This is a genomic window from Streptomyces sp. 5-10 (genome assembly GCF_014712245.1).
Lineage (GTDB): Bacteria > Actinomycetota > Actinomycetes > Streptomycetales > Streptomycetaceae > Streptomyces > Streptomyces violaceusniger.
Genome location: NZ_JACVYG010000021.1, coordinates 111,767 through 133,575, shown reverse-complemented (window position 1 = coordinate 133,575; position 21,809 = coordinate 111,767). Strand labels below are relative to the sequence as shown.

Below are 21,809 nucleotides of genomic sequence, written 5' to 3'. Positions count from 1 at the left end.
GCTCCCCGCCATGCGCGTGCGCGTGCTCGGCACCGCGGCGGGTGGCGGCGTACCCCAGTGGAACTGCGCGTGCCCCGGATGCTCCGGGGCACGCGCCCACCCGGGGTGGCGCCGCCGCCACGCCTCGCTCGCCGTCCAGGCCGACGAGGGCCGCTGGTATCTGGTCAACGCCACCCCCGACCTCGGCGACCAGGTCGAGGACTGCCCCGAACTGCACCCCGGGCCCGAACCGCGCCGGACCCCGCTGGCCGGGGTGATCCTCACCGACGCCGAGCTCGACCACACCCTCGGCATCGCCCGGCTGCGCGAGGCGGACGGCATCGAGATCGTGGCCACCGCCCCGGTGCGGCACGCCCTGCTGACCGGGCTCCACCTGGGCGAGGTCCTCACCCCCTACGCCCGGCTGGACTGGCGCCCCCTCGGCCCCGGGGACCGGCCGCTCGTCGAGGGCTCGCCGCTCGCCGTCGGCGCCGTCCCCGTCTCCGCCAAACGCCCCCGCTACGCGGCCGGACTCGCCGCCCCGGACGACGATGCCTGGGTGGTCGCCCTGCGGCTGACCGACCGCGCCACCGGCCGCTCCCTCCTCTACGCCCCCGCGCTCGCCGCCTGGCCCGACGCCTTCCAGCGCGCCGCCGAAGAAGCCGACTGCGTGATCGTCGACGGCACCTTCTGGTCCGATGACGAGCCCCTCACCAGCGGCTTCGGCTCGCGTACCGCCACCGCCATGGGCCATCTGCCGATCGAAGGACCGGACGGCACGGCGCACCGGCTCGCCGCGCTCGAAGCGCGCGCCCTGTACACCCACCTCAACAACACCAACCCCCTCAACGACCCGGCCGCGCCCCAGCACTCGGGCCTGGCGAGGCTGGGCGTCGAGGTGGCCGCCGACGGGATGGTGATCGACCTGTGAGCACCCCACGGACCCGGCTCGAGGAGCGGTTGCGCGCGGTCGCGCAGGAGCGCTACCACGACCGCCACCCCTTCAACGTACGGATGCACGCGGGCGAGCTCACCCCCGCCGAACTGCGCCGCTGGATCCTCAACCGCTTCCACTACCAGCGCCACATCCCGGTCAAGGACGCGCTGATCACCGCCAAGTTCGACACCCCACGGCTGCGCCGGATGTGGCTGCGGCGCATCCAGGACCACGACGGCGCCACCGACGGCGAGGGCGGTATCGAGCGGTGGCTGCGGCTCGGCGAGGCCGCGGGGCTGGACCGGGACCGGCTGCTGTCGGGGGATGAGGTGGTGCCGGGGGTGCGGCTCGCGGTCGACGGCTATGTCAACTTCTGCCGGCTGCGCGACCCGCTGGAAGCCGTCGCCGCCTCGCTCACCGAGCTGTCCGCGCCCGGCATCATGCTCACCCGGATCGACGCCTTCGAGCGGTACTACCCCTGGATCGAGCGCGAGGGGCTGGCCTACTTCCGCAACCGGGTCGGCCAGGGGCGCCGGGACAGCACCGAGGCCCTCGACCTGGTCCTGACCTGGGCGCGGACCCCCGAGGACGAGGACCGCGCGGTGGCGGCGCTCGCCTTCAAATGCGATGTGCTGTGGTCGCTGCTGGACGCGGTCGACCACGCCGACACCAAGGACGGCCAGGGGGAGGGCACATGACCGGCCCCGGCACCCCACCCGCCCCGGCCGGATGGCGGCCCGCGCTGTCCCCCGCCGTGAGCCTGCGCCACGACCGGGTGCGGGACGCCGATCTGCTGGTGCTGCCCGAGCGGGTGGTGGTGCTGCGCGGCAGCGCCGCGAAGATCCTGCGGCTGTGCGACGGCGACCGCGACCTCGAGGCCATCGTGGCGGAACTCCAGAGCCGCTTCCCCGGCGCGCCCGTCGCCGAGGACGTGCCCGCCTTCCTCGACCGGATGCGTACCCAAGGCTGGGTCCGATGACCGCCGCGACAAGGCTGGGTCCGATGACCGCCGCGCCCCGCCCCTGGGCCCTGCTCGCCGAGCTCACCCACGGCTGTCCGCTGCACTGCCCCTACTGCTCCAACCCGCTGGAGCTGGTCCGGCGCTCCCGCGAGCTGACCACCGCCGAGTGGGCGGAGGTGATGCGCCAGGCCGGGGAGTTGGGCGTGGTACACACCCATCTCTCCGGCGGGGAACCGCTGTTGCGCGGCGATCTCGCCGAGATCGTCACCGCCGCCGAGTCCGCCGGGATCTACACCCAGCTCGTCACCAGCGGCGTGGGCCTGGACCGGGCCCGGCTGGCCACGCTGACCGCCGCCGGGCTGCGCAGTGTCCAGCTGTCCCTGCAACACGCCGACCCGGCCGCCTCCGACCGCATCGCCGGACACCGCTCGTACGCCGCCAAGGAGCGGGCCGCCGCGCTGGTGCGCGCGGCCGGACTGCCGCTCGGGATCAACGTCGTCCTGCACCGTGACAACCTCGACGCGCTCGACGCCATCATCCAGCGCGGCGTGGACTGGGGCGCCGACCGGATCGAGCTGGCCAACACCCAGTTCTACGGCTGGGCGCTGCGCAACCGCGACGCCCTGCTGCCCACCCGCGACCAGCTCGCCCGGGCGCGGGACACGGTTCAGCGGTGGCGGGACCGGCTGGGCGGCGCCCTCGACCTGGTGTGGGTCGTGCCCGACTACTTCGACGGCGTCGCCAAGCCCTGCATGGGCGGGTGGGGCGCGGTCTCGCTGACCGTCGCGCCCGACGGCACCGTGCTGCCCTGCCCCGCCGCCGCGAGCCTGCCGGACCTGGACCCGCCCACCGTCCGCGACCACCCCCTGGAGTGGATCTGGGACCACTCGGGCGCCTTCAACCGCTACCGGGGCGAGGAGTGGATGCGCGAGCCGTGCCGCACCTGCTCCCGCCGCGCGGAGGACTTCGGCGGCTGCCGCTGCCAGGCGTACGCCCTGACCGGCGACGCCGCCCGCACCGACCCGGCCTGCGCGCTCTCCCCGGACCACGGTGTGATCCGCGCGCTGACGACCGACCCCGGGCACCCGGCCGGAGCGGACACCCCGGCGCCGACCGGCGGCTACGCCTACCGCAAGCCCGGAGGGTGAGGCCGGGCACGGTTTGGCGCATACGCCCCCGCTTCCGTAAAGTTTCGCCGTTGTCCAGGGGAACAGGCGAACCAAGAAAGCGGCAGCGGCGATGACGGTGACTAACGAAGGCCGGGCCGAGCGTGCCCCGGCCGAGGAGCCGGGCATCGACCCGGAGCGGCTGGCGACCTGTCTGAGCGTCCTCGCGGAACTCGACCGGCTGCCGGTCGACCACCCCGACGCGATCATGGTCCGCCGGGCCACCTCCGGGATCTACCGCAGCGTGAAGCAGCGCAGGCGCCAGGAGCGGAGGGCCGCGAAGACCGCGAACGACAAGGCGGTGACCGAGGCCACCGCCACCGGCGCCGCCGACCGGATCGACGACGAGACGCTGGGCCGCGCGCTCACCAGCTCCGTCACCACTCAGATCGCGGGCATCCTGGAGCGCCCCCGCTCCTGCTACGTCTGCAAGACCCGGTATGTCGAGGTCGACGCCTTCTACCACCAGCTGTGCCGCGACTGCGCCGCCGAGAACCGGGCCCGCCGCGACGCCCGTACCGATCTCACCGGGCGCCGTGCCCTGCTCACCGGCGGCCGGGCGAAGATCGGCATGTATATCGCGCTGCGGCTGCTGCGCGACGGCGCGCACACCACCATCACCACCCGCTTTCCGGTCGACGCCATCCGCCGCTTCAAGGCCATGCCGGACAGCGGGGAGTGGCTGCACCGGCTCAAGGTCGTCGGCATCGATCTGCGCGACCCGGCCCAGGTCATCGCGCTGGCCGACGCGGTGAGCGCCGCGGGCCCGCTGGACATACTGATCAACAACGCCGCCCAGACCGTCCGCCGCACCCCGCAGGCGTACGCGGAGCTGATAGCGGGCGAGTCGGCGCCGCTCCCCGCCGGGGAGCTCCCCGAGTCCGTGGTGCTCGGCGCCTTCGGCAGCGGAGCCCAGGCGGCCCTGCCGACGCCCCGCGCGCCGCGGGACGGCGCCCTCACTCCGCAGGACCTCACCGCCCTCGCGCTCAACCCCGGCTCCGCCTCACCGGCCCGGATCGAGGCCGGGACGGCGATCGACGCGGGCGGGCTGGTGCCGGACCTGGACCCGAGCAACACCTGGGTGCAGCGGGTCCACGAGGTGGACCCGGTCGAGATGCTCGAGGTCCAGCTGTGCAATGAGACGGCGCCGTTCATCCTGGTGAGCCGGTTGCGCCCGGCCATGGCCGCCTCGCCCGCCCGGCGCAAGTACGTGGTCAACGTCTCCGCGATGGAGGGCAAGTTCGGCCGGGGCTACAAGGGCGCGGGCCATCCGCACACCAATATGGCCAAGGCCGCGCTGAACATGCTGACCCGCACCAGCGCACGGGAGATGTTCGAGTCCGACGCCATCCTGATGACGAGCGTCGACACCGGATGGATCACCGACGAGCGCCCGCACCCGGACAAGATGCGGCTGGCGGCCGAGGGCTTCCACGCCCCCCTCGACCTGGTGGACGGCGCGGCGCGGGTCTACGACCCGATCGTCCGGGGCGAGCGCGGCGAAGACCTCTTCGGCTGCTTCCTGAAGGACTACGCCCCCACGTCCTGGTAGGGACTACGCCCCGGCGTCCTGGTAGGGACTACGCCCGCCCCGGCGTCCTGGTAGGGCTATGCCCCGGCGTCCTGGTGACGACGGGGCACCGCGGTCCGGCGTCGGGTCACGCGCTCGCCTTGCGGCCCGCCGCCGGGGTGCGGCGGCCGGGGGAGAAGCCGAAGCGGCGGGCCAGCCGCCGCAGGCGGGCGCGGGCGGCGGTCCGGTAGCGCTCCCAGAGCCGGGCGTACCGGCTCGCGCGCAGCTCCTCGAAGAGCTGGTCGTAGCGCCGGGCGATCGGCTCCGGGTCATAGACCCGGGAGCTCTCCAGGGCGGCCGCGCCCATCGCGCGCCGGGCCGGCGCGTCGCCCATCAGCTCCATCAGGGCGCTCGCCAGCGCGTGCTTGTCCCCGGTGGGGACGAGCCGTCCGGTGACCCCGTCCTTGATGATCTCAGCGGGGCCGAGCGGGCAGTCGGTGCTCACCACCGGCACCCCGCAGCGCATGGCCTCCACGATCGTCATCCCGAACGACTCGGCGTCCGAGGCCACCGCGACCAGCGACGCCTTGGCGAACTCCGCCTCGATGGGGGAGCGCGACCCCATCAGCTCCGCGCTCCCGGACAGGCCCAGCCGCTCGATCCGCTCCGCGAGCCGGTCCTTCTCCGCGCCCCCGCCGTAGATCCGCAGCCGCCAGGCCGGGAACTTCGCCGAGATCTCCGCGAAGGCGTCGATCAGCAGGTCGAAGCGCTTGCCGCGGACCAGCCGCCCGGCCGCCGCGATCACCGGCTCGGTGCCCTCGGAGGGGGCGACGTCGGGCTCGGGGACGCTGTTGGGTATCGCCAGGGTCCGCACCCCCGGCATCGGCATCTTCTTGCGGTAGACGGCGGCGTCCGCCTCCGTCGTGGTGACCACGGCGTCCAGCGTCCGGTAGAACGGGGCCAGCTCCGCCCGCAGCTTCTTGCTGTGCGCCTCGTACCGCAGGTGCTCCTGGGCGATGCGCAGCGCGCGGCGCGGGGCGAAGCGGGACACGTAGACGTTCACGCCCGGCCGGGTGCCGACGATCACATCGGCGTCGCAGCCGCGCAGATACTCCGCGACCCGCGTGTCGATCAGGCGGTTGTACTGGTGGTTCCGCTTCTCGGCGGCCGGAAAGTCCCGGCTGGGCTCGAAGGACAGCGGGTCCTTCGCGTCCGCGGTCTCCGGACGCGTGTCCACCAGGGGGACCAGCCGCACCCGCGGGTCGAGGGCGAAACGCGGCGTCTCGCGGTGCCGCATCATCGAGACGATCTCGACCTCGTGGCGGTCGGCGAGCGCCGTCGCGAGGTTCATCGTCGTCCGGATCGTTCCGCCGATCCCGTAGGCGTTGTGCAGCAGGAATGCGATCTTCATGCGGTATTTTCTCCGGCCGGGTGCGTCCCCGGGGCGAGTTTCCCCCGGAAGCTGGTCGACACCTTGTCGAGGCCCGGTAAGCCCACCGCGTGAAGAAGGTGAGAGCGGGGTAAGAAGCCCCGCTCAGGACCCCCGCCCGCCGTGGGCACCGCTGTGGCCTTGGCAGACTCGGGGTGTGACGAACACCGTGCTGCTCGCCGAGGACGACCGTGCCATCCGCCAGGCGCTGGAACGCGCCCTTACCCTGGAGGGGTACCGCGTCACCGCCGTGCCCGACGGGATCGAGGCGCTGGCGGCCATCCACCGCGAGCGCCCGGACGTGGTCGTACTGGACGTGATGATGCCGGGCGTGGACGGCCTCCAGGTGTGCCGGGTGCTGCGCGCCGAGGGGGACCGCACCCCCATCCTCATGCTCACCGCGCGGGTCGAGACCGCCGACCGGATCGAGGGGCTGGACGCCGGCGCGGACGACTATGTGGCCAAGCCCTTCGAGGTCGAGGAGGTCTTCGCCCGGCTGCGCGCGCTGCTGCGCCGCGCCGCCCCCGCCGAACCGGCCGCGCCGGAGGACACCGCCATCGACGGGGTGCTGGAGGTCGCCGATCTGCGCCTGGACTCCTCGGCCCGGAGGGTCTGGCGCGGCGGTACGGAGCTGGAGCTGACCCGCACCGAATTCGACCTGCTGGAGCTGCTGGCCCGCAACGCGGGCATCGTCCTGGACCACGCCACCATCTACGCCCGCATCTGGGGCTACGACTTCGGCCCCGGCTCGAAGAACCTCGCCGTCTACATCGGCTATCTGCGCCGCAAGGTCGATCCGGAGGGGCGCGCCCCGCTGATCCACACGGTGCGCGGGGTCGGCTACACCCTGCGGGAGGAGTGATGGTGCGGCTCCCACTCCTCCGCCGGCCGCTGCCATTCCTCCGCCGGGGGCGGCCCAGTCTGCGGACCACCTTCGCGCTCTCGTTCGCCGCGGTCGCCTCCGTGGTCACCCTCCTGGTCGGCGGGCTCAGCTATGACGCGGCGGCCGGGCTGGTGCGGGTGGACCAGCAGTCGGCGTTCGACGACGTCGTCCGCGATCTGCGCAGCCAGGTCCGCGGCGAGAAGGTGATCCTGCGGCAGTACCCCTCGGAGTCCGCCGTGCCCGTCCCGTACGACCTGCGGGACGATCTGCGCCGGATCAGCCGGATGGACGTCCAGGTGATCAACGGCCGTGGCACGGTCTACGACGCGGGCAAGCCCCCGCTGCCGGTGGCCGACGGCGACCGGACGACCGCCGCCTCGCGCACCCCGGGCACCGTCGTACGGCGCGAGATCGACATCGGCGGGGAGCAGTACCGGATGGCCACCGTGGCGGTGGGCGACGGCACCGGCGCGGTCCAGGTGGCCCAGCAGATCAGCGACACCGAGGATCTGCTGCAAGAGCTCCAGAAGCGCACCGCGCTGTTCGTGATCGCCGTCATCATGGCCGCCGGGCTGGCCGGCTGGTGGCTGGCCGGGCGGATCACCCGGCGGCTGGTGCGGCTGACCCGGGTCGCCGAGAGCGTGGCCGCCACCGGCCGGATGGAGGTGGCGGTGCCGGTCGCCGGGGACGACGAGGTGGGCCGCCTCGGACGGGCCTTCGACGGCATGCTCGGACAGCTCGCGCGCTCCAAGGACGACCAGCGGCGGCTGGTCCAGGACGCCGGGCACGAGCTGCGCACCCCGCTCACCTCGCTGCGCACCAACATCTCCCTGCTGCGCCGCTTCGAGGAGCTGCCGGGGCCCGCGCGCGAGGATCTGCTGGCGGATCTGGCGGGGGAGACCCGGGAGCTGACCGATCTCGTCAACGAGCTGGTGGACCTGGCGGCCGGGCAGCGGGACGACGAACCCCGTACCGAGGTCTCGCTGGAGGAGGTGGCCACCACCGCCGTGACCCTCGCCCGGCGCCGGACCGGCCGGGAGATCACCGTACGGGCCGAGGGCGACACCCGGCTGACGGGCCACCCGGCCACCCTGCAGCGCGCGGTCTCCAACCTGGTGGAGAACGCCGCCAAGTTCGACCGGAGCGGCACCGAGCCCGTCGAGGTGGTGATCAGCGGCCGCCGGGTGGAGGTCCTCGACCGGGGCCCGGGCATCGCCGAGGAGGACCGCGAGCGCGTCTTCGACCGCTTCTACCGCGCGCCCGGCGCTCGCAGCCTGCCCGGTTCGGGGCTGGGCCTGGCCATCGTGCGCGAGGTCGCCCTCGCACACGGCGGCACCGTCTTCGCCGGGCCGCGCCCGGGCGGCGGCGCGATACTGGGCTTCACGGTCGCCGACGCCACCGAGGCGCCGTAACACCACGCCGCGAAGCCCCCGGCCATCCTGCGTGCCGCCGCTACGGAGTGGCCCGGCGGGCCACGCGGCGGAGCCGCATATCGATACTTCCCCCTCCCCGCCCCTTCCCGCAGGCGTTACGGCTTGCGGGCCACTCCCGCCCACATGTTGATGTCCGCGCTGCGGATGGCCTCCGGACGGTCCTCGGGGTCCGGATTCCAGTGGTGGGGCTCCGACACACCCGGGTCGACCAGCTCCAGACCGTCGAAGAAGGCCCCGACCTCGCTCCGCGAGCGGGTGGTGAAGGAGATCCCGCTCTCCTTGTAGACCTGGATGACGTTCCGCCAGGTCTCCTCGGAGAAGTCATGCGTGGAGTGGGTCAGCATCAGATAGCTGCCCGGCACCAGCGGCGCCATCAGCTCGCGGATGATCTCGTACGGCTTGTCCTCCTCCGGAATGAAGTGGAAGAGCGCGTTCACCGAGATCGCCACCGGCTGGTCCAGGTCCAGCGTCTCATGCAGCTCGGGTGCGCTCATGATCCGCTGGGGATCGCGCACATCCGACTGCACATAGGCCGTACGCCCCTCGGGGGTGCCGACGAGCAGCGCCTGGGCGTAGGCCAGCACGATGGGGTCGTAGTCGGTGTAGACCACCCGGGCCTCCGGGGCGACCGACTGGGCCACCTGGTGGAGGTTGGGCTCGGTGGGTATGCCGGTGCCTATGTCCAGGAACTGCCGGACCCCGGCCTCCCGGGCCAGCCAGCGGGTGGCGCGGTGGATGAAGGCCCGGTTGACGGTGGCGTTGAGCCGGACGGTCGGATAGACCTCCAGCACCCGCCCGGCGGCCTCCGCGTCCACCTCGTAGTGGTCCTTGCCGTTGAGGTAGAAGTCGTACATCCGAGCCGGGTGCGGCTTGGTGGTGTCGATCTGGTCAGGGGCGAGCCCGTTGTCGGTCACGCGGCCCTCCGTTCCGGTGCGGTACCCGCCGAGGTGGTCAGGTTTTCTGGGCGTGTGAGCAGGAAGTCCGCGGCGCCGGCCTTGGCGCCCTGGATGAACTTCTCGATTTCGTGGTGGGTGTAGATCAGGGCGGGGCCGTCCGGATCAGTCGACTGACGCAGGGCCACCCGCCCGTCGTGCAGCCTCATGACCTCGACGCACGCACCGCCGTTGGGGCCGCTCCAGGGCTTGGCCCAGCCTTCGGTCCCCAGGTGTTTGGCGGGCATGCCGTTGTACACATGTACCTGATCCACAGTCAGAGCTCCTTGCGAATCCCACGGAGGAAGTCCTCCGTCCGCCGCGCCGGTGTGGCCTGGGTGCCCATGCGGTCCAGGGCCTCCAGATAGGCGACCACATCGGAACGTTGGTCGAGATAGCCGGCGCCGGTCAGGCCCTCGGCGTAGACGATGTCCGGCAGTTCCGGGATCTGGAACCGGAAGAGCTGGAAGGGTCCGCCCATGCCCGGGTGAGGGCCGGCGGAGAACGGCACCACCTGAAGGGTGATATTTGGTCTTTGTGTCGCCTCGATCAGACGGTCGATCTGGGCGCGCATCACCGCGGGACCGCCGATGGACAGACGGAGCACCGTCTCGTCCATCACGACCCACAGATGGGGCGCGTCCGGGCGGGTGAGCAGCTCCTGGCGCTCCATCCGCAGCGCCACGCGGCGCTCGAGCTCCCGGTCGGACCCGTGCGGGAAGCCGATGGAGAGCAGGGTGCGGGCATAGTCCTCGGTCTGCAGCAGTCCGGGTACGAAGTGCGGCTCATAGGCGCGGATCCGGCTGGCCGCGCCCTCGAGACTCACATAGAGGCTGAACCAGTCCGGCAGCACATCGCGGAACCGGTGCCACCAGCCGGGCCGGTTGGCCTCCTCGGCGAGGGCGAGGAAGGAGTCGATCTCCTGCTGCTCGGCCCCGTAGGTCTGCAGCAGCTTCTCGACGTAGGGGAGTTTCAGGCCGACTTCGGCCTTCTCCATCCTGCGCACCGTGGTCTGGTTGACGTGCAGCGCCCTGGCAGCCTGGTCGTAACTGACGCCGGCTTTTTCGCGAAGGTCCCTCAGCCGCATGCCGAGGACCATCTGCCCGACGGTCGGGGCAGACCGCGCTTCACCCACGTCGTACCTCCTGGGACGGTCTTGTCAGGATCAGTGTGCCATGAGCGAGGTGAGGGCAACAGAGTGCTCTCGCTATTCTGCATTTTGCAGATCGCGCCTTGCCAACTGATGCTCGCAGCAACGATAGTGACAGGTGTGACCGGTCCAACGTGACTGCTGTGTCGCGCACTTGCGGCATTCACGTACGGCATTCACGCCCCCACAGGTAGGACGGACGGAAGGCACATGGCCGTGGCATTGCGTCAGCGCTCGACGATGGCCCACCACCCGAGCTCCGGGAGCGTTGACTCCGCCCTCCGCCAGGAGAGGTTCCAGCTGCCCGCCAGAGGCGCCTCGGTCGCGGTCGCCCGGCACCGGGTGCGGTCCCGGGCGCCGGAGTGGGGCTTCACCGAGGATCTCTGCGAGGCCGCCGAACTGGTGATGTCCGAGCTGTTCACCAACGCCCTGGTGCACACCGGGAGCGAGCAGATCCTCTGTGTCCTGCGCGCCCATGAGCGGCGGATGCTCTATGTCGAGGTCGCCGACCAGGGCGGTGGACCGGCCGTCCCCACGCCGCGGGAGGCCGGTCTGGAGGATGAGTGCGGACGCGGACTCGCGCTGGTCCGCGCCCTGGCCGACGCGTGGGGGGACCGGCCGGGCGCAAACGGCGGACGGGTGGTCTGGGCCCAGATGAGCGTGACCGTCGGCCGCTGACGCCGCGACCGGCCCCCCGGCCCGTCACACCGCCGTCGTCCGCTGCTTCCCCGGAGCGGCCGGGTCGTCGGCGCGGCCCCGGGAGAGGGCGGCGTCGCGGGTCTCCCGCATGGTGAGGTAGACGACGAGCGAGACCGCGGCACACGCCGAGACGTACCAGTAGTACCCGGACTCCACACCGCCCTTCTTGAACCACAGCGCCACATACTCGGCGGTGCCGCCGAACAGCGCGTTGGCCAGCGCGTACGGCAGGGCCACCCCGAGCGCCCGGACATGGGTGGGGAACAGCTCGGCCTTCACCACGGCGTTGATCGAGGTGTAGCCGGTGACGATGACCAGCGCCGCGAGCGAGAGCAGCAGCGCCCCGGCGAAGCTGTCGGCGTGCGAGAGCGCGGTCATGATCGGGACGGTGCAGAGCATCGAGCCGATACCGAAGGTGATCAGCAGCGGACGGCGCCCGATCCGGTCCGAGAGCGATCCGGCCAGCGGCTGCAACAGCATGAACAGGAACAGGGCGCAGAAGCTCACCAGAGAGGCGTCGGACTTGCTCATCCCGGCCGTGTTCGACAGGTACTTGGTGAGATAGGTGGTGTACGTGTAGTACGCGACCGTGCCGCCCATGGTCAGCGCGATGACCAGCGCCGCCTCCTTGCGGTGGCGCAGCAGCTCGGCGATCGTCCCCCGCTCCCGGTCCTGGTGGGCGTCCTCCTCGGTGTAGACCTCGGTCTCCAGCAGATTGCGCCGCAGCCAGAAGACCACGGCCGCGGCCGCGGCGCCGACGACGAACGGAATGCGCCAGCCGTAGGAGTGCAGCGCGTCGTCGGACATGGTGTGCTGCAGCAGGATCTGCAGCCCGAGGCCGATCAGCTGACCCATGGTCATCGAGACGTACTGGAAGCTGGAGACGAAGCCGCGGCCGCCGGGCTGGGACGCCTCGGTGAGATAGGTGGCGCTGGCCGCGTACTCACCACCCACCGACAGGCCCTGCAGCAGTCGCGCCACCAGCAGCACGAACGCGCCGAAGTAGCCGACCTGGTCATAGGTGGGGGCGATGGCGATGAGCAGCGCGCTGGCCGACATCAGCGTCACCGTCAGGGTGAGCGCCGCCTTGCGCCCGCGCCGGTCGGCGAACCGGCCCAGCAGCCAGCCGCCCACGGGACGCATGAAGAAGCCCACCGCGAAGATCCCGGCGGTGTTGAGGAGCTGCGCCGTGTCGTTGCCCTTGGGGAAGAAGGCTGCGGCGAAGTAGGTGGCGAAACTGGCGTAGACGAACCAGTCGTACCACTCGACGAGATTTCCGATCGAGCCGCCGAACACGGCTCGCCAGGGAGTGCGTGGTTGGCTCCGGGGAGCGTTGTCGGTCACGGGGCCTCCAAGTGAGCGGGGTGATCTCACACCCCTACCCCGCGGAGGGCCGGTTGGAAAAGGGATTCCGCGGTGGGGCCGTGCCCCGGGCGGAGCCGGCGCCCCGGCCGGACGGCGTACGGCCCGCCCCACCGGCCCGGAAGCGCCGCCCCGGCCGGACGGCGTACGGCCTGCCCCACCGGCCCGCAAGTCAGCCCTGCACCGCCTCCTCCAGCGCCGCCATCCGTCGCTTGCCCCACGCGCCCAGCGGGCCCAGCGCCGTATTCAGCTCGTCGCCCAGCTCGGTCAGCGAATACTCCACCTTCGGCGGCTTCGTGTCGTAGCTCTCCCGGTGGACGATTCCGTCCGCCTCCAACTCCCTGAGCTGCTGCGTCAGCACCTTCTCGGTCACGCCCGGAACCAGCCGCCGCAGCTCCCCGAAACGGCACCGCTGGTGATGGAGCGCCCAGATGATCAGGACTTTCCACTTTCCGTCGATCACATCCACGGCCGCGTCCAGACCGCAGACATAAGGCTGCTTTCCCAAAGCCTCGCCCGCCCCCACTGACCTCAAGGTAAGTACGCACCATTTAGTGCGTACTTGCCCACACTACCGCCGGGGAACGAGCCTGTGATCGGCGCGCCGGACCCCTACGACCAAGCGGTATCGAAACCCCTGGAGCAACCGAAATGAGCGAAACCCCCGTGACGGTGCTGGGCCTCGGCGACATGGGCACCGCCCTGGCCCGCGCCCTTCTGCGGGCCGGGCACCGGACGACGGTGTGGAACCGTACGGCCGCCAAGGCCGAACCGCTCGCCGCCGAGGGCGCGCTGACCGTCGCCGCGGCCGGTGCGGCCGTGGCGGCGAGCCCCCTGGTGGTGGTCTGCCTGCTCGACTACGACTCCGCACGGCAGGTGCTGACCCCCCTCGGGGACGCCCTGTCCGGCAAGACCGTCGTCAACCTCACCAACGGCACTCCGCGGCAGGCCCGCGAGCTGGCCGCGTGGGTGGCCGGACACGGTGCCCAGTACCTCGACGGCGGCATCATGGCCGTCCCGCCGATGATCGGGACACCCGCCGCCTTCCTCCTCTACAGCGGCTCGCCCGCCGCCTTCGCGGACCACCGGGCGGTGCTGGACCTCTTCGGCGAGAGCCACCACCTCGGCGAGGACCCCGGCCGTGCCCCGCTGTACGACATCGCCCTGCTCAGCGCGATGTACGGGATGTTCTCGGGTGTGCTGCACGCCTACGCCCTCGTACGGTCGGACGGTGTGGCGGCGGCCGATGTCGCACCGTGGGTGGGGCGCTGGCTGACCGCCATGTCCGGGGCCGTGGACGGCTACGCGCGGCAGATCGACTCCGGTGACCACGCCACCGGGGTGGTCTCCAACCTCGCCATGCAGTCGGCCGCGTATCGCAACTTCACCGGCTCCGCACGGGACCAGGGCATCAGCCCCGAACTGATCGCCCCGATCGGCCACCTCATGGCCCGCCGGGTCGCCGCCGGCCATGGCCATGAGGGCCTCTCGGGACTGGTGGAGCTGCTGAATTACGGTGCGGTCCGGGTGCGCCCCGAAGCAAAGGGGCGCGGGGCTGTGTCGATGTGCGGCTCCGCCGCGTGGGCGCGACCAGCCACGACGGTCCCGCAGCCGACCGACGACGCGTCGTGACACTTCCAGCGAAGCGCTCAGGCGTGGTGCTGCAGGACGGCCTCGCCGCAGTCGGGTAGACGCGGGTCGGGCAGGCGCGGGTCGGACAGATGGGGGCCGGGCTCCTCGTCGCCGGTGGGCTGGCGGGGGATCGGGTGGGGGAGCCGGAGCGAGGGACCGGGCTCGGCGGGCACGTCGGGGCCGGCCGGCACCGCGTGCGGGCCGGGTCCGCCGGGCTCCTCGGGAACCTCCGGCCCACCGGCTCCACCGGCGGTGTCGCGCCCGTCGTGTCCGGGGGCGTGCGGCTCCTCGACGGCCGCGGCCTCGGCGTCCTTGGCAGCCGCTTCCGCTTCAGCCTCGGCCTCGGCGTTGTGCACCGTCAGCATCACCAGACCGGTGCTCGCGACGAGAGCCGCCACCAGCGCGAGCAGCGTGCCGGGCGCGCCGTGCCGGAAGTGCTCGCCCAGCGCCGCGATGCCGACGGCGGTGGCGACCACGGGGTTGACCACGGTCGCCGTCGCCAGCGGCGAGGCCAGCCCGGCGCCCCGGTACGACGCCTGGGACAGCAGCACCCCGCCCGAGGCCAGCAGCCCGATCGTGACCAGGCCGGGCAGGGCGTCCTCCCATGCGTCCCAGGTCCACTCCACGGCCACGTTCTTGGTGACCACCGACGAGACGCCGAAGGCCGTCCCCGCGGCCGCCGCCAGCAGCACACCGCGGATCCCGGGCGACCGCATCAGACGAGCCGCCCCGGTCAGCACGGCGATGACGGAGACCGTGATCACGATCAGCCAGAAGCCGTCCCGCTCGGCCAGCGCCTGGGCCCGCGAGGAGCCGGTCAGCGAGAGCAGCCCGGCGAGGCCCACGGTGGCCAGCAGCGCTCCCCGCCAGCCGGCCGCGCCGACCCGGCGGCGGACGAACACGGCCGCCATCGGCAGGGCGAAGACGATCGTGAGAGCCCCTAGGGGTTGCACCACGCTCAGCGGTCCGTAGGCCAGGGCGATCACATGGAGGACCGCGCCCGCCCCGTTGAGGGTCACCGCGGTCCACCAACTCCCGCGCCGCAGCGGAGCGGACGCGAGGCGCGGCGTCGTGGCCGCGACATGCTCCTGGAGTATGGCTCCGGCGGCGTAGCAGACCGCCGAGACCAGGGCCAGCAGCACAGACAGCGCGAGGGAGGTCACGTCGCGGCCCCCTGGGCCGATCGGTCTTCGTCCATGCCCTCATCCTTGACGGTGGGGTGCGCCCCCGTCGTCGTCCTTGAGCACAGACTTACGAGTACTACTTGCGTAGTAGGGCCCTCCACCGATGGGGTGCCTTCGCGGCCGCCGTACGGGCCCTTTGGAGCAGTTCGTTCTGCGGCTCGGCGGGGCGGTAGACGGTGAGCGCCCCCGGCCACTTGTCGATGAGCAGCTTCTCCGCGGGGTCGACGGCCACCTCTCCATCGTAGGCGCGGGTGTCCACGTCGTGGAGGCCCGTCAGGCGTAGTTGGCGCATTCGCCGCGTCGTATAGACGTGTGACCGCCCGAGCGTGCCGGTGAGCGCCGCGATCAGCAGCCGGGTGCGGGCCAGCCGCTCCTCGCCGTCGATCGCCCGCACATCGAGCAGCCCGTCGTCGAGCTGTTGACGGTAGGCGGGCGCGAAACCCTCAGGGGAGTAGATGCCGTTGCCGGCGAAGAGCATCCACAGCCGCCGCGGCCGCCCGTTGACCTCGACCTCCATGGGGCGCGCGGTGCGCAGCACCCGGGTGAGCGCGACGGCGGCCGCGGGCCACTTGCCGAGCCGGCCCTGCAGACTCTCCCGGATCCGCACCAGCTCCGGGTAGAAGCCGAGGCTGAAGGTGTTGACGAAGTGGCTGGTCCCGCCGCCGCCCGTGAGGGGCGTGGCGCGGCCGAGGTCCACGGCCACCGCGTCGCCCTCGGTCACGGCGTGCGCGGTGTCCTCGAAGGCCGGTACGCCGAGGTCCAGCGCGAAGTGGTCGAGGGTGCCGCCGGGGAACACGGCGAGCGGCAGCCCGCGTTCGGCCGCGAGCGTGGCGGCCGCGTTGACGCTGCCGTCCCCGCCGCAGATGCCCAGCGCCCCGGCCCGCTCGGCGGCGCGCTGGGCGGCCTGCCGGAGCAGGCTCATGAAGTCGTCGTCGGGCCCGCACTCCACGATGTCCGCCGCGGGCAGCAGCACCCGCAGCCGCTCGGCGACCGTGAACCCGCCGGTGGGGGTTCCCGCACCGGCCCGCTGGTTGACCATGACGACCAGACCGTCGCCCTTGGGCAGGGCGGGCGCCGAGATCCGCGGCCGGGCCTGCGCCGGGACCTCGGGGCGCGGCGGCCAGTAGCGGCAGGTCAGCGCGGCGGCCCCGGCGCCGAGGGCGACACCGGCCAGCACATCGCTGGGGTAGTGGACGCCCACGTACACCCGGGAGGCGGCGACGGCGGCGGCGAGCGGGGCGACCAGCAGGCCGTACCGCGAGGACTCCAGGGCCACCCCGGTGGCGAAGGCGGCGGCGGAGGCCGAGTGCCCGGAGGGGAAGGAGCTGGTCCACGGCTGCCGGCGCAGCCGGCGCACCAGGGGCACCGCGTCCAGGACCGGACGCTTGCGCTCCACGGTCCACTTGACCACGACGTTCGACACGAGCGAGGCGGCGGCGAGCGAGCCCACCCCGCGCAGCGCGGCCCGCCGCGCGGTGCGGCCGCCGACCGTGGCGAGCACTCCGGCCGTGCCGAACCACAACCGGCCGTGGTCGGCGGCCCGGCTGAGCCGGGGCAGCAGCGGATGGGCGCCGCGGAGCCGGCTGTCCGCGACCCGCGCGAACAGCCGGCGGTCGAAGTCACTGATGCGTCTCATGCGTGATGGGTATCCCGGAACGGCGGTCGGCACGCGTCATTCGCCCCCGGCCGGGGCCCGGCCGGGAGACCGGGGCCCGGCCGGGGACCGGGGACGCGGTGTGGGACGCGGTTCAAGACGCGGTTCAGGACGCGGGGAGCCCCCAGCGCGGCGCGGGCTCGGCCGCTTCGACCGGGCGGACGCTCAGGTCCGGGCGGTCGCCGCGGGCGGTGATGATCGCCTCCTGGCCCCTGGTGAGCGCGAGCCGGATCGTGCCCGCGCTCACGGTCTCGTACGGCAGCCGCCGCCCGCGACCGTCCCGCACCTCGATGGGCCCGTCCAGGGAGTGCCGTACGACACAGGGCGCGCCCGCCTCGCTGCGCAGCCGCACCCAGCGGGTCCGGCCGCCCTCGCGGGCGGCGCTCAGCAGGAAGGCGCCCTGGGTGCGGAAGTCGTGGACCATCAGCTCGGCCCAGGCGGCGGGCAGCGCGGGGAAGACCCGGATCACCCCGCCCCAGCTCTGGCACACCATGTCGTGCAGCGACTGCGCGGCGGACAGCGGCGTCTCGATGACCGGGCCGGACTCCTTGTACATGGTGTTCGGCTGGATGAAGCGGCGCATCAGCTCGCCCAGGTACTTGAGGGCGTCCTCACCGCGCCCCATCTGCGCGGACATCGAGGCGGCGCCGGTGAAGGTGTAGCCCTGGAGCGCACCCTCGAAGCCGACCCAGTGGTTGAGGGAGGTCTCGATCAGCTCCCGTTTGGCGGGGTCCTCCCAGGTGACCTCGTACAGCGGATAGACGGCGAGCATATGGGAGTAGTGGCGGTGGGACTTGGCGAAGGGCACCCCCGCGCCGATCATGAAGCCGTTCTCGTCGACGGGGTACGGGGTGAGCTTGGTCAGCACCTCCCGCCAGCGCGGCGCGGAGGGGTCCTTGACGCCGAGGATCCGGGCCGAGTCCAGGAGGGTGGCGCAGCCCCAGCGCAGCAGCATCAGGTCGTAGTTGCAGTCGGGCGCGTTGACGCCGTACTCGGGCGAGAAGGTGGCGGGCAGATGCAGCTTGCCGTCGCTGCCGGGGGTGAGGAAGTGGAGGTAGTAGGCGATGGCCTTGCGCAGCAGCGGATAGACCACATCGCGCAGCACCGACTCGTCCATGGTGTGGCGGTACGTCAGCCACACGTTGTGCAGCGCCCAGGTGAGGTTGCCGACCTCGGGGGTGGGCGGGTCCTGGCCGGGGATGCCGACCGCGAAGCCGCCGTTCGCCACCGCGCCGCCGTTGACCAGGTGGATGTCGGTGGTGCGGGGAATGCCCGCCGAGTCCTTGCGGTACGGGGCGTCGAGCTGGTTGGAGAGGTTGTCGCGGAATTCGCCGAGCGCCCGTGTCACCGCGTCGAGTTCGAGGTGGTTGGAGCCGTGGATCAGCCAGTACTCGAGCTGCACATTGAGGTTCCACCAGGTCGCGGGCCACGGGGTGGACTCCAGCCAGGGCCCCGAGGTGGCCATCACGGGGGCGTCGGCGCGCGCGGCCGCGGCCACCTTGTACAGCTGGATCCAGTAGAAGCGCTGGAGCCGGGCGTCGGGGAGGGAGAGGAAGCTCTTCCGGTAGTAGGCGTGCCACCAGGCGCGATGGGTGGGCGCGAGGGCGTCGTAAGAGAGCGCCGAGGCGGATCCGATGTCCTTGAGCGCGCGGTCGCGCGCGGTGCGCTTGGGGTGGGAGTGGGCCACGGTGACGTACAGCGTCCGCCGCCCGGCGCGGGTCCGCTCCCGCCAGGCCGTCACATGCTCTCCGCCGGCGAGCAGCGGCTGCACGGCGGCCTGGACGCCGTGGTGGTCCTCGACGACGGCCGGGGGGTTGCCGGTGTAGCCGTCGGGCACCGGTTTGAAGTCGACCCGCGGGCTGATGGCCTCGGCGGGGTGGAACACCCAGCGGAACGCGGTCTCACCGGCGCTCGGGGTCACCTCGATGGCCATGACGGAGCGTGAGTTGTGCACCAGGGCGCGGAGGGTGAGGGTGCCCTTGTCCGTGGTGATGGTCCCGGTCAGCTCGGCGTCGCGCAGCCGCAGCCGCCAGTCGACGGCGGTGATGGCACCGACCGGCTCCAGGGTGAAGTACCCGATGGGCAGCCGCGCGAGCCCGAAGAGGGAGCCGAACTCCGGCCGGTGGTCCTGGACCTCGCTGTGCTGCACGTTGAAGCGCACCGCGTTGGCGCCGCCCGGCTCGGCGTAGATGCCCGAGCCGAGCAGGGCGTTCCCGAGGAAGGGACCCTCGTACCAGGTCTGCGGCATCTTCTGCCACACCATGTCGGCGTCGGCGAGGACCGTTTCCCAGGGGTCCCCCGCGGGGCGGGCGGCCGCGGCGGGGGCCGGCGGCTCGGCGGCGTACGCGGCGGCCGGACCGGCGAGTCCGGCGGCGCCCGCGGCCATGGCGGTGCCGACGACGGTCCTTCTGGTGGGTGCGGATGACATGACGCTCCAGGGGTGTGAACCGGGGTGCGGGTGTTCTTCGGCGGGGGCGGGCGGGGCGCGGCGGTCACGTACATGCCTGAGGTTCCTCGATCTGAACCCCTCGGGCATGATGCAGCCCCCATCGCGGAACCGGAACCCCTCGGGCGCCATAAACATCGGATGGACGGCCGGGATGGCAGCCGGAAATGGCGTCTGCGCGGGGACGGGCCCGGCAAGACCTCGGATCTCCTGGCCCGGAAGTGGGCGGGTTATGCGCTCGCTTCCCGCCCTCTGACGATCAGCCCGACGCCGTGCCGGAAGCGGTGCTCGAAGTCGCCGAAGTGTTCCGTGACCGCGGCGAGGGACGGGAAGCGCTCGGCGGTGGCCGCCCGCAGCAGCGGCTCCATGCCGCCGATGCCCTGGGCGGCCTGCTCCTCCTGGGTCAGGCCGAGCGTGAAGTACACCAGCGACCAGGTCCGCCAGCCCGCTTCCGCGGGGCTGTGGCCGCCGCTGAGGAACGCGCCCGTCATGGCGTCCGCGAAGCGCAGGGTGTGCTCCTCGGCGACATACGTCCCGGCCACGACCCGGGCGCCGTCGCGGCGGGAGAGCAGCGCGGCGCGGTAGCGGCGGGCGAGCGTCCGCGCCCGTTCGTCCCAGGGCTCCGGGAGCGGCGCGTCGGCGCATCCCTCGAGCATCGCGTCGGCCATCAGCTCCAGCAGCCGGGGCTTGCTGGAGGCGTGCCAGTAGACGGTGTTGAGCTGCACGCCCAGCCGCTCGGCGACCTTGCGCATCGTGAGCTTGTCCAGCCCCGCCTCGTCGAGCAGTTCCAGTGCCGCCGTCACCACGGCCGTGCGGTCCAGGCCCATGCCGCCGCTCTCCCTCCGCTTGCGTCTTGATCCGGGATCAAGTCTACTGGGGCCAGATCATTGATCCTGGATCAAGAGGCCGGGATGGGAACCGAGCGAGGAGCTGGTGTGGTGAACGACGTCGTCGTGGTGGGGGCCGGGCCCGTGGGGCTGCTGCTCGCCGCCGAACTGCGGCTGGTGGGCGTGGACGTCACCGTGATCGAGCGCGCGGCCGCCCGCAGCCCGCACTCCAAGGCGCTGACCCTGCATCCGCGCAGCCTGGAGGTGCTGGCGATGCGCGGTCTCGCCGAGCCGTTCGTCCGCGAGGGCGTGCCCGTGCCCACCGGGCACTACGGCGGGCTGCCGGTCCGGCTGGACTTCTCCGTGCTGGACACCCGCTTCCCGTACACGCTGGTCCTGCCGCAGCTCCGTACCGAGCAGCTGCTGGAGGAGCGGCTGCGGGCGCTGGGCGGGGAGATCCGCTGGCGGCACCGGGCGCTGGAGGTGCGCCAGGACGCGGACGGCGCCGAGGTGGACGTGGCGGGCCCCGACGGGACGTACACCCTGCGCGCGGCGTGGGTGGTGGGCTGCGACGGGGCCGGGAGCGCCGTACGGACCTCCGCCGGGATCGACTTCCCCGGCACCCGGGCCACCGCCACCGGCGTCCTCGGCGACGTGGTGCTCGACGCGCCGCCGTCGGTCCCCTCCGTCGACAACGAGCACGGGGGCTTCCTGATCGTCCCGCTGGCCGACGGACACCACCGCATCGCGGGCTCCACCAGGGAGTCCCTCACCATCCCCGCCGACCGGCCGCTCACCTTCGACGAGCTGCGCGGCGCCGTGCGCCAGGTCGCGGGAACGGACTTCGGGATGCGGGCACCCCGCTGGCTGTCCCGGTTCGGCAACGCCGCCCGGCAGGCCGCCCGCTACCGCGACGGCCGCGTCCTGCTCGCCGGGGACGCGGCGCATATGCACATGCCCATGGGCGGCCAGGGCCTGAACGTGGGGCTCCAGGACGCCTTCAACCTCGGGTGGAAGCTGGCCGCGGTGTGCCAGGGCCGTGCGCCCGACGGGCTGCTGGACACCTACCACGCCGAGCGTCACCCCGTGGGGGCCGCGCTGCTGGAGAACACCCAGGCCCAGACCGTGCTCGGCGCCACCCACACGCCCGACGTACGGGCCCTGCGCTCGGTGTTCGGCCGGCTGCTGGCCGCCCATCCGGCGGTGAACCGGCAGTTCGCCGGGGAGCTCTCCGCGCTGGACGTGGCCTACCCGGCGGACGGGGCGGGCGACCGGCTCACCGGCACCCGCGCCCCCGACGTCGGGCTGGACGGGGCGCCCGAGCCCAGCCTGTATCCGCTCCTGGCCGACGGGCGCTTCGTACTGCTCCACCTCGGCTCTGGCAGCGTTGGCCCCGATGGCGCCGATGCCCGCGTCACCGCCGACGCCCGCGCCACGGCGGACGCCCGCGCCACGGCGGACGCGATCGCCGGGAGCCCGGACCGGATACGGGCCGTGACCGCGCGCCCCACCACCACCCACGACGGCTGGGCGGGGCGGCGGACGGTCCTGGTGCGCCCCGACGGCCATGTCGCCTGGGACGCCGCGCCGTCCACCAGGTGAGACGCGTTCGGCGGCTCTCGTAC

Annotated in this window: 20 protein-coding genes; 10 read left to right on the top strand and 10 right to left on the bottom strand. The window is 72.7% G+C overall.

The features are described 5' to 3' along the window. Positions 1-10 precede the first annotated feature (10 nt). From pqqB to IEJ02_RS23410, 5 genes are all read left to right on the top strand, one after another. Positions 11-910, top strand: coding sequence for a pyrroloquinoline quinone biosynthesis protein PqqB (gene pqqB, locus IEJ02_RS23430; protein WP_191066659.1), 900 nt, complete (start codon positions 11-13; stop codon positions 908-910). Further along, positions 907-1,614, top strand: a complete 708-nt coding sequence (gene pqqC, locus IEJ02_RS23425; RefSeq protein WP_191066658.1) for a pyrroloquinoline-quinone synthase PqqC — start codon at positions 907-909, stop codon at positions 1,612-1,614. The genes pqqB and pqqC overlap by 4 nt, the downstream gene beginning before the upstream one ends. Continuing rightward, positions 1,611-1,895, top strand: coding sequence for a pyrroloquinoline quinone biosynthesis peptide chaperone PqqD (gene pqqD / locus IEJ02_RS23420; protein ID WP_191066657.1), 285 nt, complete (start codon positions 1,611-1,613; stop codon positions 1,893-1,895). The genes pqqC and pqqD overlap by 4 nt, the downstream gene beginning before the upstream one ends. Positions 1,896-1,918: 23 nt before the next feature. Continuing rightward, positions 1,919-3,025 carry a pyrroloquinoline quinone biosynthesis protein PqqE gene (pqqE, locus tag IEJ02_RS23415; protein ID WP_191066656.1) on the top strand — a complete coding sequence of 369 codons (1,107 nt, stop codon included), beginning with the start codon at positions 1,919-1,921 and terminating at the stop codon, positions 3,023-3,025. A gap of 91 nt (positions 3,026-3,116) precedes the next feature. Then, on the top strand, positions 3,117-4,595 hold the full coding sequence (locus tag IEJ02_RS23410) for an SDR family oxidoreductase (RefSeq protein ID WP_191066655.1): 1,479 nt from the start codon (positions 3,117-3,119) through the stop codon (positions 4,593-4,595). A 106-nt stretch (positions 4,596-4,701) separates the two neighbouring features. Here the strand turns inward: IEJ02_RS23410 and IEJ02_RS23405 are convergent, their stop codons facing one another. Next, a complete protein-coding gene (locus tag IEJ02_RS23405) occupies positions 4,702-5,964 on the bottom strand; it encodes a glycosyltransferase family 4 protein (RefSeq protein WP_191066654.1) in 1,263 nt (420 codons plus the stop codon). Between the two features lie 175 nt (positions 5,965-6,139). Here IEJ02_RS23405 and IEJ02_RS23400 point away from each other — a divergent pair, with 175 nt between their 5' ends. Together IEJ02_RS23400 and IEJ02_RS23395 are read left to right on the top strand one after the other, a co-directional pair. Further along, on the top strand, positions 6,140-6,844 hold the full coding sequence (locus tag IEJ02_RS23400; RefSeq protein ID WP_137981373.1) for a response regulator transcription factor: 705 nt from the start codon (positions 6,140-6,142) through the stop codon (positions 6,842-6,844). Then, positions 6,844-8,277: a sensor histidine kinase gene (locus IEJ02_RS23395; protein WP_191066653.1), complete on the top strand. Its 1,434-nt coding sequence runs from the start codon at positions 6,844-6,846 to the stop codon at positions 8,275-8,277. Before IEJ02_RS23400 ends, IEJ02_RS23395 begins: the two co-directional genes overlap by 1 nt. 116 nt (positions 8,278-8,393) lie before the next feature. On the opposite strand, the gene IEJ02_RS23390 is transcribed toward IEJ02_RS23395, so the two are convergent. Genes IEJ02_RS23390 through IEJ02_RS23380 form a run of 3 tightly spaced genes read right to left on the bottom strand, consistent with a single transcriptional unit; the run spans position 8,394 to position 10,365 of the window. Then, a complete protein-coding gene (locus IEJ02_RS23390; protein WP_191066652.1) occupies positions 8,394-9,212 on the bottom strand; it encodes an SAM-dependent methyltransferase in 819 nt (272 codons plus the stop codon). Then, positions 9,209-9,505 carry a DUF397 domain-containing protein gene (locus tag IEJ02_RS23385; RefSeq protein ID WP_137981375.1) on the bottom strand — a complete coding sequence of 99 codons (297 nt, stop codon included), beginning with the start codon at positions 9,503-9,505 and terminating at the stop codon, positions 9,209-9,211. Before IEJ02_RS23385 ends, IEJ02_RS23390 begins: the two co-directional genes overlap by 4 nt. A gap of 2 nt (positions 9,506-9,507) precedes the next feature. After that, positions 9,508-10,365, bottom strand: a complete 858-nt coding sequence (locus tag IEJ02_RS23380; RefSeq protein WP_191066651.1) for a Sco1979 family transcriptional regulator — start codon at positions 10,363-10,365, stop codon at positions 9,508-9,510. 225 nt (positions 10,366-10,590) lie between these two features. Between IEJ02_RS23380 and IEJ02_RS23375 the strand changes: the two genes are divergently transcribed. Then, a complete protein-coding gene (locus tag IEJ02_RS23375; RefSeq protein ID WP_191066650.1) occupies positions 10,591-11,058 on the top strand; it encodes an ATP-binding protein in 468 nt (155 codons plus the stop codon). A 24-nt stretch (positions 11,059-11,082) separates the two neighbouring features. Here the strand turns inward: IEJ02_RS23375 and IEJ02_RS23370 are convergent, their stop codons facing one another. Together IEJ02_RS23370 and IEJ02_RS23365 are read right to left on the bottom strand one after the other, a co-directional pair. Continuing rightward, positions 11,083-12,423 carry an MFS transporter gene (locus IEJ02_RS23370; RefSeq protein WP_191066649.1) on the bottom strand — a complete coding sequence of 447 codons (1,341 nt, stop codon included), beginning with the start codon at positions 12,421-12,423 and terminating at the stop codon, positions 11,083-11,085. A 190-nt stretch (positions 12,424-12,613) separates the two neighbouring features. Beyond that, complete coding sequence (locus tag IEJ02_RS23365; RefSeq protein ID WP_191066648.1) at positions 12,614-12,949, bottom strand: winged helix-turn-helix transcriptional regulator; 336 nt, start codon at positions 12,947-12,949, stop codon at positions 12,614-12,616. 143 nt (positions 12,950-13,092) lie between these two features. Here IEJ02_RS23365 and IEJ02_RS23360 point away from each other — a divergent pair, with 143 nt between their 5' ends. Beyond that, a complete protein-coding gene (locus tag IEJ02_RS23360) occupies positions 13,093-14,073 on the top strand; it encodes an NAD(P)-dependent oxidoreductase (RefSeq protein WP_191066647.1) in 981 nt (326 codons plus the stop codon). A 17-nt stretch (positions 14,074-14,090) separates the two neighbouring features. Here the strand turns inward: IEJ02_RS23360 and IEJ02_RS23355 are convergent, their stop codons facing one another. From IEJ02_RS23355 to IEJ02_RS23340, 4 genes are all read right to left on the bottom strand, one after another. Beyond that, a complete protein-coding gene (locus IEJ02_RS23355; RefSeq protein WP_191066646.1) occupies positions 14,091-15,236 on the bottom strand; it encodes a DMT family transporter in 1,146 nt (381 codons plus the stop codon). A 97-nt stretch (positions 15,237-15,333) separates the two neighbouring features. Further along, positions 15,334-16,893 carry a bifunctional phosphatase PAP2/diacylglycerol kinase family protein gene (locus tag IEJ02_RS23350; protein ID WP_191066645.1) on the bottom strand — a complete coding sequence of 520 codons (1,560 nt, stop codon included), beginning with the start codon at positions 16,891-16,893 and terminating at the stop codon, positions 15,334-15,336. 124 nt (positions 16,894-17,017) lie between these two features. Continuing rightward, complete coding sequence (locus IEJ02_RS23345) at positions 17,018-19,339, bottom strand: glycosyl hydrolase family 95 catalytic domain-containing protein (protein ID WP_191066644.1); 2,322 nt, start codon at positions 19,337-19,339, stop codon at positions 17,018-17,020. Positions 19,340-19,587: 248 nt separating this feature from the next. Beyond that, complete coding sequence (locus IEJ02_RS23340) at positions 19,588-20,184, bottom strand: TetR/AcrR family transcriptional regulator C-terminal domain-containing protein (RefSeq protein ID WP_191066643.1); 597 nt, start codon at positions 20,182-20,184, stop codon at positions 19,588-19,590. A gap of 111 nt (positions 20,185-20,295) precedes the next feature. Between IEJ02_RS23340 and IEJ02_RS23335 the strand changes: the two genes are divergently transcribed. After that, a complete protein-coding gene (locus IEJ02_RS23335; RefSeq protein ID WP_191066642.1) occupies positions 20,296-21,786 on the top strand; it encodes an FAD-dependent monooxygenase in 1,491 nt (496 codons plus the stop codon). Positions 21,787-21,809 lie beyond the last annotated feature (23 nt).